The 12,531-nt window shown below is 44.0% G+C and carries 9 protein-coding genes; 6 read left to right on the forward strand and 3 right to left on the reverse strand.

Annotated features, from left to right (window positions below; translation table 11 throughout):
- Nucleotides 1–190: 190 nt before the first annotated feature.
- The gene (locus ACHWSC_RS24575) at nt 191–2,419 is read left to right on the forward strand and encodes a HEAT repeat domain-containing protein (RefSeq protein ID WP_394678561.1); all 2,229 of its coding nucleotides are present in this window, start codon (nt 191–193) and stop codon (nt 2,417–2,419) included.
- A 175-nt stretch (nt 2,420–2,594) separates the two neighbouring features.
- On the opposite strand, the gene ACHWSC_RS24580 is transcribed toward ACHWSC_RS24575, so the two are convergent.
- Nucleotides 2,595–3,083: a hypothetical protein gene (locus ACHWSC_RS24580; RefSeq protein ID WP_394678562.1), complete on the reverse strand. Its 489-nt coding sequence runs from the start codon at nt 3,081–3,083 to the stop codon at nt 2,595–2,597.
- A 3-nt stretch (nt 3,084–3,086) separates the two neighbouring features.
- Nucleotides 3,087–4,052, reverse strand: coding sequence for a cytochrome P460 family protein (locus tag ACHWSC_RS24585; RefSeq protein ID WP_394678563.1), 966 nt, complete (start codon nt 4,050–4,052; stop codon nt 3,087–3,089).
- Between the two features lie 155 nt (nt 4,053–4,207).
- Between ACHWSC_RS24585 and ACHWSC_RS24590 the strand changes: the two genes are divergently transcribed.
- Nucleotides 4,208–5,299 carry a LytTR family transcriptional regulator DNA-binding domain-containing protein gene (locus tag ACHWSC_RS24590; protein WP_394678564.1) on the forward strand — a complete coding sequence of 364 codons (1,092 nt, stop codon included), beginning with the start codon at nt 4,208–4,210 and terminating at the stop codon, nt 5,297–5,299.
- Nucleotides 5,300–5,384: 85 nt separating this feature from the next.
- Here ACHWSC_RS24590 and ACHWSC_RS24595 read toward each other — a convergent pair whose 3' ends face one another.
- Entirely contained in the window at nt 5,385–5,852 is a 468-nt protein-coding gene (locus ACHWSC_RS24595) for a hypothetical protein (protein ID WP_394678565.1), read from the reverse strand.
- A gap of 236 nt (nt 5,853–6,088) precedes the next feature.
- On the opposite strand from ACHWSC_RS24595, the gene ACHWSC_RS24600 reads away from it, so the two are divergent.
- From ACHWSC_RS24600 to ACHWSC_RS24615, 4 genes are all read left to right on the forward strand, one after another.
- Nucleotides 6,089–7,462, forward strand: coding sequence for a DUF1800 family protein (locus ACHWSC_RS24600; RefSeq protein ID WP_394678566.1), 1,374 nt, complete (start codon nt 6,089–6,091; stop codon nt 7,460–7,462).
- A gap of 16 nt (nt 7,463–7,478) precedes the next feature.
- On the forward strand, nt 7,479–8,672 hold the full coding sequence (locus ACHWSC_RS24605) for a DUF1501 domain-containing protein (RefSeq protein WP_394678567.1): 1,194 nt from the start codon (nt 7,479–7,481) through the stop codon (nt 8,670–8,672).
- Between the two features lie 215 nt (nt 8,673–8,887).
- Nucleotides 8,888–9,736 carry a mechanosensitive ion channel family protein gene (locus ACHWSC_RS24610; protein WP_075992398.1) on the forward strand — a complete coding sequence of 283 codons (849 nt, stop codon included), beginning with the start codon at nt 8,888–8,890 and terminating at the stop codon, nt 9,734–9,736.
- A gap of 368 nt (nt 9,737–10,104) precedes the next feature.
- Nucleotides 10,105–12,504 (forward strand): TonB-dependent receptor, encoded by a 2,400-nt coding sequence (locus tag ACHWSC_RS24615; RefSeq protein ID WP_394678568.1) that lies wholly within the window; start codon nt 10,105–10,107, stop codon nt 12,502–12,504.
- The last annotated feature ends 27 nt before the right edge of the window (nt 12,505–12,531 follow it).

A 12,531-nucleotide genomic window follows, 5' to 3' on the forward strand; every position in this document is an offset into this window, starting at 1 on the left:
TAACATGTTGCAAATATATGTATTTAGATTTATTATAAATAAGTGAATTTTAAAATATTATTTCAGTTAAATCCGATTAATACGCTGTTAAATAATATATTTCAGTATAAAATATATTATTTTTAATCGTTTTAAATAAAGTTACTGTACATTTGTGTGCATCTTTATGCGTATTTTAATACATCTTAATATGAAGCATACTACGTTTACCGGTTTATCCCTCGCATTGAGTCTATTGGCTGTGAAGCAGCTCCATGCGCAATCCATACAGGAACCTACTGTAAAAAGTCCAACCAGCTTTGCGATCATTGTGGATCAGCATACCTACGATCAGGCAAAGCCTGAGATCGATGCTTATCGTGCCGCAGTGGAAAAAGATGGATTGGGCACTTATATTATTTCGAGTCAATGGGCCAAACCGGACGAAATCCGGACGTTATTGAAGAGCCTGTATGCAAAAAAGCAGCCCCTGGAGGGTACAGTGCTGATCGGTGATATTCCAATTCCTATGCTACGGGATGCGCAGTTTTTGACTTCGGCCTTTAAGATGTCGCAAAATATCCGCTGGGATAAGTCATCGGTGCCATCCGATCGGTACTACGATGATTTTGACCTGCAATTTGACTTTATCAAACAGGATACGGCCAAGTCGAGGTCCAATTATTTTTATTATAGCCTAAGTGCTGCTTCGCCGCAGTATATACAGATGGATATCTATTCGGCGCGGATCAAGCCGCCCGTGGAAAATGGCGAAGATCCTATTGCGAAAATCAAGGCATATTTAAAAAAGGTCGTTCAGCAGAAAGCACAGGCAAGCCCCTTAAATGATATGATCGCTTCAACCGGTCACGGCTATAATTCCAATTCGGTCAACGCGACAATCGGTGATGCGCTGGCACTCAGATCGCAGATGCCCGCTTTGTTTCTTCCGGGAAATTCAGTCAAGTTTATCAATTTTCGCTCCGACAACTTCATTAAGTTCAATATATTGAATGAACTGAAGCGGGAGGGGTTGGATTTTGCGTATATGACCGGACATGGTACGGCCACGCTGCAGCTGTTAAATGGTTATCCATTGGCCTCCAATCCGCAGCCTTCCATGGAGAATGTGGCACGTTACCTCCGCTCCAAGCTTCGATCTGCAAAAGAGGATGGCAGGGATGTGGAAGCGGTCAAAAAATCGTTTATGGAATCCCTTGGTGTAAACGAGAAGTGGATGCTCGATGCCTTTGACCCCAAAAGTATAGCGGCAGATTCCCTGTTCAATGACGATATGGATATGCAGATCCACGACATCAAAGACGCGCATATCAAAGCGCCTTTGGTCTACCTCAACTCCTGCCTGACGGGCTCCTTTCATCTGCCCAATTATCTGGCGGGCTATTATCCGTTTTCGGATAATGACAATATCGCAGCGGTGGCCAATTCGGTAGGGGTGCTACAGGATTTGTGGCCCGGTGAGCTTATGGGTTTGCTGCAGCATGGTGTTCGTGTAGGAAATTGGATGAAACATATGGCGTATTTGGAAACGCATATTCTGGGTGACCCAACCTTTCATTTTGCAGGTAAGGCTGATCAGCGGCTGAAAATCAATACAGCGATCGGTTCACACGATCGGAATGCAGACTACTGGCGCACGCTGCTGAAGGAAAATGATGCCGACCTGCAGGCGTTGGCCCTGGTCTATCTTTCGCGTATATTGCCTGAAAAAGAAGTAAGCCCTTTATTGAAAGAGTATTACTTTAAATCGGCATTTGAAACCGTACGTACACAGGCTTTTATACAATTGCGTCAATTGGAAAATCCGGATTATTTTGAGGTATTGCATGCCGCCAAATCCGATTCGTATGAGTTTATCCGCCGTTCGGCAGTGTATGATCTGGCGGAGTTTGGCGGAAATGATTTTGTCAAAGATATGATCCAGCTGTATCTGAGCGACCCACACTCCGAACGGGTGGGATACCGTCTGCGTACCTCCCTTAGCTTTATGGAGCCAGCGCTGGTCAAACAGGAAATCGATCGGCAGATTCGACAAAATCCTGGCTTGAGCAATGCGAAGCTTTTGGCGGACAAACTGGATCAGATCGTTCTTTCTGGCGAGAAAACAACTCAGACCTTGACCAAAAAGATCTTGGACAAGGAAGAAAAAGAAAAGGAGCGCCTCAATGATATCCGTACCATGCGTCTGTACCGTTATCACCGCATGGTGCCGGTGCTGATTGAGACCGTTCTGGATAAAAGTAACTCGGCGGATATACGTGTAACAGCGCTGGAAGCGCTGAGCTGGTTCCCACTTTCGTATCAGCGTCGCGCCATATACGATGCCTGTGAACAAATAATAAAATCAGATGCTCCAGAAACGGTAAAATACCAAAGTCTGAAAACAAAGAACATCATGGAAGGTTATTCGAAAAAATAGGGCATAGGCCTATCGTTTACCTATCGGATTATTTGTTGTTATTTTGAACATTGGATTATTTTTCCATAGTCTGTTTCAAACCGTACAAAGCCGCCTTGGACTACCCAGGCGGCTTTTTATAAAAGATTCTTTTACGCGTTATTTTGAGTAGCTATCGCTGCGTACTGCGTCTCTTTTATTCCACGAAAGTGGCGATTTCCATGTTTTTGATCAGGTTGATTCGCATTTCGCTTGATGAGATTTCGGATTCGCGTTTATTGCCCCTATACAGCGCATACTGTACCTTGTTTTCATTGGTAAACTTAACTTGCTCGACAGTTTTGATCAACGCCGGGACATTGGCACCAAACCATTGTTTGTCGGCTTCCGATTGCCAGGTGACGTAATACAGTACCGCTCCGGCAGGGTAGTTGCCGGCTCCCTGTGTATGGGCATGGTCGTACGCGATGGTATTGCCATAGAGCGTGGACAGGGTACCATCTTTGGGTTGAATGCGGCTCGTAATGCCGTGGAGCAATAGCGGATTTTCGGGTAGATCGGCCAGTTCGTGGATGGCGGCGCTCTCATTGAGCCCCAATGCGGTATCTGTGGCCGGGTTCTGTTGTGCGCAGCCCACCAGTAATGTCAGTAGCAGGGCTACTACGATATAGCTTGTATTTTTCATGACTTAGTGATTTCTAACAGTTAATTTTTTTAGATCCAGGGGTCTGGTAAAGACCAGGTCATTTGCTTTGACAGGTTGGTGACAGGCAATACATTCTGCTGTAAATAGGGCTGTGCCACCATAGGGCTTCAGATCGTTACCGCGCCAGCGCGCCCAACCCCAGCCGGATGTCGCTGCATACTGCTTTGCTTCCTTGATCATAAACTCGACCTGTACAAAATCGCCCGTTGATAGGCTTCCATCTGCATTTGCGACTTGCTTCCACGCGGCCTTGGCGAGGATGGTGCCATCGGGCCAGGGATTTGTCTGCCGCTCCTGGATAGCCTTGATAGCGATGTCATTGCCGTAGATCATGCGTAGCGTACCATTGTCGAAACGGTCGGTTATGCTAATGATAGTCCAATTGCGGTAGCCGGAAATATAGCGAATGCCATTTGGTGCGGGTTGTACAGTTTGGTCGGACTGCCCCATTTTCTGCTGTACGAAATCGGCAAACTGCTGTTTGATTTTGTCCGTTTTGATCGTATCTATCCCAATGGCTGCCTTACGGCTGCGCACAAAATCCTTTAGGGTATGGATCTCTTTTTCGGACAGTGCCGCCTGTGGATGTGCCAGCAAATAGGAAGGCAATGGCATCTGGCCCCATAGGATTTTATTGAGTGAATAATAGAGCTTGGTATTTTGTATAGCTGGCGGGAGCTGGCCCCAGTTTGAAAAATCCAACGCCTTTCGGCCGCGTGTGATATGGTCATTGACGAGATAATTGACCGGTGTCAGTTGATCATACCAGCGTAGGTTCGTCTGGCTTGAATGGCAATCGAAGCAGGAGCTTCGGAGGATTGCATTTACCTCCTGCGGAATTCCAGGAAGGTCGCTGCTGGGGGTATTGCTCGGCTGTTTGGGTCTGATGAGTTGCATAAGTGCAATAATGACCGCGATAGACAATAATACGAATCTGATTTTTTTCATTGTTCCATTAAGATTTATCTACACAAACATAGCGTTGGTGAATCGGTATGACGATAGACATGTTGATGAGAGGGGGAAAATAGCTCCTAAAAGGGAATAATCTAGCTTGAATGAATGCCCTAAAAGCACTATTTTAGTCTTATTGATTTTTTAAGGTGAACAAAACGAAATTATATATCCTCACTTTTGCGGTGATTGCGCTGCTATGCTCGCTGGCAACCATGGCCACTCTGCATTATTTCTATACGCAGGCCAAAGAAACGCTTAACGAGCAGAAAATACAGTCGGGACAGCGGGAGATCCGTGAACTGGGTATGCTGTTGGAACAGCAGCTTGAGGTCGGTCTGCCGCCGGAGAAAGTGATCGCCAATTTGCAGCAGAGCATATTAAATACCGATGTGCAAAGTGAATTTGTATGCATGTACAACAGGACGGGAATCGAATTATGTCATCCTGATCCGGCATTTGTCGGTAAGAAAATTGATGCGGGGAATTCTACTTTTTCGAATACTGCAAATGAAAAGCGTTTTCAGCAGGTACTGGAATCGGGGCAACAAAGCTCGGGTATACGTGCATTTCCTGAAAAAATGAATCGTAGCTCCGAAATTGTGAGCGTATATCCCGTCAAGGGAACGGACTGGATGCTGGCTAGCCATACCAATATCGATGTGATGCAAAAACAGCTGAAAAACCTTTACAGCCAGTTTTTGACAGGTGCAATCGTATTGATTGTGCTCATAACCGCAGGCTGCTATACCTTGATCCGATTGCTTTACCGTAAATATGAGCTTGCCATCGATTTGAAGATAGGAGGACTAAATGCTGAGGTTAACAGCCTTACCATACTGAATAAACAGCTGGAGCTAAGACAAAAGTCTGATGTACCTACAGTTTCTCTGGAGGAAAAAATCAGAAAACGACTGATAACCTACGTAAAAGACGAGATTATAAGGATTGATACAGCAGACATTGCCTATATTGTTTTGAATGAAAGCATCGTTACGGTGCTTACCTTTGAAGGGAAGGAGTATACCGTCAACAGTAGTCTGGACGACTTGATAAAAGAGCTGGACAACCGGATCTTTTACAGGGCCAACCGGCAGTATGTTATCAATGTCAATGCCATTGAAAGTATATGGATATACGGTCGCAATCAGCTTCGTATTCAAACAAAACCGCAAAGTACAGCGTCTATCCTGATCAGCAAAAACAAAGTGGCGGAATTTAAGAAATGGCTCGACCGATGATTAACTAAATTTTGAATTTATGCCGCCGAATTTTGACTGGCGCATACACTTATTGTTGTGATTGAGCGGAAAAAATTAGACCTGTTTATTTTGAAATCCTACTAAATTCGAAGGGAATCTGGAGACTGTCGCCAGCGACATTGGCCTTCAGCTTTTCACCTTCACGCCAGTAAGTGATTTTTTTAGGAAAGGGCAGCGAATCATTATTACACTCGAACAGGCCGTCTTTTAGCATGGTTATCTCAAATGCGATAAAATCTTTCTCATCGGGTGTTTTAACCAATAAATTCCAGTCGCCATCGGATTTTAATAATTGCATTTTTTCCTGATGGATGGTATCCAGGTTTTGTAGGGTAAAAGCAAAACCTGCATATTCAGTGTCTTTGATTTTCTGCCAATATTCAAAAGTCCGTTTATCTTTGGCCTCATTGGAACGTTGCCATTTTCCCAATAACCAGTCGAAGTTTTCGGATGGCTCATTCTGAATTCCTAGGCATTGCACAAAAACGAGCAGAATGAATACTGAAATCCAAACGTTGATTAATTTTGCCATCTTATATTTCGTTTTAAAGGTTTATCAACTGATGATTGTAACTTGTGAAACAGGTATGCAACGTCAACAAGGGGTTCTGTTGTCCCTATGCGAATAAATTTAATGAAAAAAATCGGAGTTTGAAAAGTGTTATCTTGGTAGTCACTTTGTTAATTTAGCTTAATGTTTGTTAAATCGGATCTACTCTAAGCAAACATTTATAAATAATTCGTTATTTAGGTATAAAAGGAAACAGGATGATGTCCGATTTTAAAAAAAATATGCACCTGGCAAATCGCGCCGGATTTGGGATGAGCCTACAGCAGATTCCGGCTTTTGAACAGCAGTCTACCGCAGTACTCTGGAAGCAATATGCTCAGGAACATGAATTTCATCCGATCAGTTTCAATACGGAGCAGACCGATGTCGACTATACCGCGCTTTCCAAGTTGAATGCCGCAGACAAAAAGCAGGTGCAGCAGCTTAATCGAAAGCGTAATATTGAAATCAACCTTAATTTCCTGAATGAAATGGTGCATAGCGAAGATCAACTCCGGGAGAAGATGGCTTTTTTTTGGCATGGTCATTTTGCAAGCCGGGTTATCAATTCCAATTTTAGCGCTCATATCCTCAACGAAATCAGGAAAAATGCACTCGGAAATTTCCGGGATCTGCTGTTTGCCGTTTCCAAAGCTCCGGCTATGCTCAATTTCCTCAACAATCAACAGAATAAGAAAGGCCATCCCAATGAAAACTTTGCCCGGGAAGTGATGGAGCTCTTCACGATGGGACGTGGCAACTATACTGAATCGGATGTCAGGGAAGCTGCGCGCGCATTTACGGGCTGGTCGTATGACAAGGATGCCCAGTTCCTGGAACGTAAAAAGTTTCATGACTCCGGCAGCAAAACATTTTTGGGGAGAACCGGAAATTTCGACGGCAATGCTATCTTGGACATTATCTTGGAGCAACCCGCTACGGCCCGATTTATCACCGATAAACTCTACCGTTTTCTGGTCAACGAACAAGTGGATCAGAAAATCGTCGACACGCTGAGTAAGGATTTCTTCGATTCAGGATATGATATCAGGCGGTTGCTAGACCGAGTATTTACGGCAGCCTGGTTTTACGACTCTAAAAATGTAGGCAACAAAATAAAGTCACCTGTGGAACTCATGGCCGGTATCATGCGCATGCTGCCCATGGAGATAGCGAATCCCGAAAACCTGATTGTTTATCAAAAGTTGCTGGGGCAGATGCTCCTGTATCCGCCGAATGTGGCGGGATGGCCATCTGGAAAAGCCTGGATCGACAGCTCTACCTTGTTGCTCCGGATGCAGATACCACAGATATGGACAGGCCTGCGGCCGCTGGACCTTGATGCACAGAATGACGACGACCTCGATATGGGGCTGAAGCAGTCGCGGGCGCTGGCTAAAGCCTACAAAAATCCCAAAATATCCATTGACTGGGATGGGGTCGAGGCTGCATTTGCAGATCGGGATCCCTTTGAGCTCTTGCTGCAGCAGCAACCTTCCTTTGGTAAAACACTCCGCGATAGCTACGCTGGCGGAAGCCGTCGTAGGACTATTATTGAAGTAATGAGTATCCCCGAATATCAACTCTGTTAATCGTAAATAGGAAGCTATGATCATCAAAAGACGCCAATTTCTCAAAGCAGGTTCACTCGCAACAGCATCTCTACTGCTGCCCAATTTGTTAAAAGCCATGTCCTTGCCTGAAGCGCTGGAAAGGGGACATAAGGTGTTGGTCATCTTGCAGCTTAGTGGCGGCAATGACGGGCTGAATACTATTGTTCCGATGCGCAATGATATCTATTTTCGGGAAAGGCAGACGATTGCGGTCGATAATGCACTAACGCTCACAGATGAAGCAGGTATTCATCCGGCTTTACCTTTTTTCAAGACACTTTATGATCGTGGCGAACTGGCTATACTCAACAATGTCGGTTATCCTGAGCCCAATAAATCGCATTTCCGCAGCATGGATATATGGCATAGTGCGAGCCGAAGCGACGAATACCTGGAGAGCGGCTGGATAGGCCGCTACCTCGATCAGGCCTGTTACGACTGCGGTCATCCGACGCAAGCTCTGGAAGTGAATGATATGCTGAGCCTTGCCCTCAAGGGAAAACAGAAAAAAGCGTTCGCGTTTAAAGATCCCAAGAAGCTTTATCAGACCAGCCGTGAAGAGTACTTTAATACACTCTATCAGGAACATAAGCATCAACATGAAGAGGAAACAGTAGCCTATCTGTATCAGACCTTGGGTGATACGATCAACAATGCCGACTATATTTTTGAACAGAGCAAAGCCAGGAAGACCGCAGCAGCGTACCCCGATTCGGTGCTTGGAAAGGATCTGAAGACGGTATCGTCGTTGATTAAATCGGATATCAATACACAGGTATACTATCTGCAGATCGGTAGTTTTGATACGCATATCAATCAGCAGCAGCGGCAGGAGAGTCTATTCCACACCATCAACGATGCCGTGGAGGCTTTTGTGGATGACCTCAAGAAAAATGGTCTTTTTCAGCATGTCATGCTGATGACCTTTTCGGAGTTTGGTCGCAGGGTAGCCCAGAATGCCAGCAATGGCACTGACCATGGTACGGCCAACCAGCTTTTCTTTCTATCCGGAGGCCTAAAAAAACAGGGGCTGCTCAATGCCTTGCCCGACCTGACCCAGCTCAATGAAGGGGATCTCCGCTACACGGAAGATTTTCGAAAAGTGTACGCAACGCTGCTGAAAAACTGGCTTGATGCGGATTCCAACAAAATATTGGGCTGGAAAAATGGGATTTATGATTTTATCTAGCGAACTGCGGTGTCTTTCTTGTTTATTTTTCTTGTCACAGATTCCATATACGGAGTGATACAAGACCATATTGTTTGATTTTCCTACGAACAATTCTACTATTTAGTTGTTTAAATTAGAGAAAATGTAATTTAAAGTGCTTTAAATTAGAATAAAAGCAACATAATACCCTTTTTGTTTCTAACCCTTACATTTTTAATAAAATAAATAGTGCTATGAACAATTTAGAATTGAACGATGTCCAGCAACATTGGAATAATTTTATTTCCTCTGCCATTGCCTGGGCGCCCCGTATTATTACTGCCGTAATTTCTGCTTTGCTTATTTATCTGATCGGATCCTGGATTATCCGCTTAATCAAACGGATGATAGACAAGGCATTTGAGCGGCGACAAATGGATGTCTCCTTGCAGCGATTTTTAAGCAATCTCATCAGTTGGATTTTAAATATCTTATTATTTATCGTTGTCGTTACACAATTGGGGGTGCAGACCTCGGCATTTGTGGCCATTATCGGTGCAGCAGGTCTGGCCATAGGTCTGGCCCTGCAGGGATCCTTGTCCAATTTTGCCGGCGGTATACTGATTTTACTCCTCAAGCCTTTCCGCGTGGGCGATTACATAACTTCCACTACAAATATCGCGGGTACGGTGACAGAAATTGATATCTTCAATACCAAGTTAAATACACCGCAAAATCAACAGGTGGTTGTTCCAAATGGGGTGTTGTCAAATAGTAGCATCACCAATTATACAAAACTTGGAACACGTCGCACATGGTTTGACATTGGCGTTGCCTACGATGCTGATCTGAAACAGGCAAAAGAAATACTCCTCAACATCGTTAGAAACAATGAATTTGCCTTTAAAGAGCCTGCGCCACAGGTGGTGGTGACAGAACTTGGCGACAGTGCGATCAATCTTTCTGTACGCGTCACGACCTCCAACGAAAACTTCTGGACCATGCAGGAACAGCTGATCATTGACTGTAAGGAAGCTTTGGATAAGGCCGGGATTGAAATACCATTTCCGCAGCGCGATGTGCATATCCGAAATAATTCCTAATTGAGGAGGGGCTATCGACTGGTAGGAGAAATCCGCGCTATGTTGACTTTTTTCTCCATGCTGAAGTGCAGCACAAAGCCGTTTGAGCGAACTCAGACGGCTTTGTTTATTGAAACGTAAATGAATGTTACCCGGTCGACTTTGGCCGTCTTGTTATATTTATCAGAATATGGATTGCTATTTAGAATGGCTTATGCAGCTATAAGCAGATTTTTTTGAGGAAGTATCGTTGTCTCCTGTTGAATACAACGGGAAATAAAATGGGGACTTGATAACGATTTAAAAGAAGTATTTGGCTTCGGTAAAAATAGCGGCAGAACTTTTATATTAATTATTTAGAATTGTTATAAATAATAATATATTTGTGCATGATGAAAAACAACCGAAAATCTATTTCATTCGATCTAACCGATAGCAAGAATAGCCTTCCTTCAAATAACAGTAAAATAATTTCTTCTTTAGCACTGATCCTATTATCGACAACTACTTTGTATGCGCAGGACGGTCATCTGTCGGGAACTGTCCGCACTTCGGAGGGAGAAGCAATTTCACATGTAACGGTGAGAATAGATCTTACAAAAAAACTGCAGACCGATTCATTCGGTAAGTTTTCTTCGTCATTATCTGCGGGAACACACCGGTTTCAGTTTACTGCAATCGGTTATCAGATGCTCGATACAGTACTCACTATTCAACCTAATGATAGCCTCGATATTGCACCTGTGCTTCGGTCGAATAACCGGATCAATGAGGTGATTGTATCTGCTTCCAGGCGTATTGAATCCTTGGATGAGGTACCATCTTCGGTAACAGTGCTTTCGCAAAAGCAACTGGAATCACAACGCAGTATCAGTAATAATCTAAGTGATATCTTGGCAAATACCATACCTGGGCTTGGTTTTTCGACCAATCGTACGCAAAATTTGGGACAGACACTTCGGGGTAGACGTGTGCTTATTATGATTGACGGCATTCCCCAATCTACACCGCTGAGAGATGGAGCCCGCGATATCCGTTCGCTCGATCCAAGTGTAATCGAGCGGGTTGAGGTAATAAAAGGCGCAACGGCCATCTACGGTAATGGTGCCGATGGTGGACTCATCAATTATATCACTAAACATGCAGATGTAGACCAAAGGTTTGGTGGAACCACCGAAATAGGTAGTAATTTTTCTTTGGTGAAACCGGGGCAAACGGGAGGCTTTAATATTAGCCAGCTTTTTAACGGAAGTCAGGGGCATTGGGATTATGTCGTAAGCGGAAGGTACGAACAAACGGGTCTTTACAGGGACGCTGACGGTGTAGTATTGTCGCCCGAATATGGCATGAATGATCTTAAAAATTGGAATGCTTTTGCCAAGATAAGTTATCGTATCGATGCTAAAAATCGTCTGGAACTGATGTACAACTTCTTTAAAAGCACGCAGTATACTGATTACATTGCCAAAGCTGGGAAATATGGCGATTTTAATTCGCCGACAACCGGTATCCTGGGGAAAAGACCGGGAGAGCCGGAAGGTACGCCATATAACCATAATGCCAGTTTAAAATACACTGCACAGGAATTAATTGGGCGAACAGATTTCGATGCGAATATTTATTTTCAGGATTATGAGACCTTGATCAACTATAGCAATTTTTTTGAAGGAGACGGTCAGCCGGGTACCAGGAGTAAAAAGCTAGGCTTACGCCTAAATTTCAATAGCCCTTTTAAGTGGTCTGATGTGGTATCCAGTGAGATTACCTACGGCTTGGATTTATTATCCGATAAAACCAACACAACGCTTACAGATGGACGCACGGTTATCCCGAATATGGATATGCGTAATCTTGCCCCTTACTTTCAGTTGAAGACAAACATCGGTAAAGATCTTATATTGAAAGCCGGTAGCCGATTGGAAAATGTACATATTCAGGTGCCGAACTTTACAACGATAGGAATTTTAAATGCGGTTAATGGAAATTACGTAGGCGGTGGAGTAGCAGTCAATGGTGGGAACCTGAACTTTACGGCATTAATGCTCAATGCAGGACTGCGTTACACCAAAATACAGTTCTTTAAGCCATTTGTGAGTTTTTCTCAAAGTTTCAGTGTCGCCGATCTGGGACTTGTATTGCGTGCAGCAAAGGAAAATACAGTCAGTAGTACGTCCATTAAGGCTGTTAAAGCCAATAATTATGAGTTCGGATTTTCAGGTGATATTGGGCGATTCTCCTATGAAGCGGCAACATACTATAGTACTTCGACATTGGGTGCATCTTATGTTTTCGTTGATGGAAATCCGCAGATTGCGCGTTCTCCGGAGAAAATTTACGGTTTTGAGCTGTCTGCAAACTATCGCGTACATCCGATCCTGGATTTTGGTGCGAGCTATTCATATACGGAAGGAAAAAGAGAATTAACGGACGGAAGTCGTGTATATCTTGGTGGGGATCGCATCAATCCGCCTAAGATAACGGGCTCTATTACCGTAAATCCAATGAAACAATGGTCGCTTACAACACAAATGATCGCTACTTCGGGCCGAAATCGTTTTGAACCTGTTAATGGATTGTTCAGCTATGGAACAGGACCTATCCGATCATTCACAACCTTCAATTTCTCCAGTAGATATCAGATCAACACACGATCGCTAATACGCCTGGGAATCGAAAATATATTCAATAAGGATTATTACACGGTGATCTCGCAATGGCAGTCAAATAATATGAATTATGTGAAAGGCAATGGAACTCGTCTCAATTTGAGTCTGTCGCATTCCTTTTAGTCAATTTTTGATGGGTTTGCACAAGTG

It is taken from the genome of uncultured Sphingobacterium sp., from assembly GCF_964277905.1.
GTDB lineage: Bacteria > Bacteroidota > Bacteroidia > Sphingobacteriales > Sphingobacteriaceae > Sphingobacterium > Sphingobacterium siyangense.

Excerpts from the sequence above, each read along its gene's own strand:
- ACHWSC_RS24575 (WP_394678561.1), top strand. The coding sequence starts at position 191 with ATGAAGCATACTACGTTTACCGGTTTATCCCTCGCATTGAGTCTATTG.
- ACHWSC_RS24580 (WP_394678562.1), bottom strand. The coding sequence starts at position 3,083 with ATGAAAAATACAAGCTATATCGTAGTAGCCCTGCTACTGACATTACTG.
- ACHWSC_RS24585 (WP_394678563.1), bottom strand. The coding sequence starts at position 4,052 with ATGAAAAAAATCAGATTCGTATTATTGTCTATCGCGGTCATTATTGCA.
- ACHWSC_RS24595 (WP_394678565.1), bottom strand. The coding sequence starts at position 5,852 with ATGGCAAAATTAATCAACGTTTGGATTTCAGTATTCATTCTGCTCGTT.
- ACHWSC_RS24600 (WP_394678566.1), top strand. The coding sequence starts at position 6,089 with ATGATGTCCGATTTTAAAAAAAATATGCACCTGGCAAATCGCGCCGGA.
- ACHWSC_RS24605 (WP_394678567.1), top strand. The coding sequence starts at position 7,479 with ATGATCATCAAAAGACGCCAATTTCTCAAAGCAGGTTCACTCGCAACA.
- ACHWSC_RS24610 (WP_075992398.1), top strand. The coding sequence starts at position 8,888 with ATGAACAATTTAGAATTGAACGATGTCCAGCAACATTGGAATAATTTT.
- ACHWSC_RS24615 (WP_394678568.1), top strand. The coding sequence starts at position 10,105 with ATGATGAAAAACAACCGAAAATCTATTTCATTCGATCTAACCGATAGC.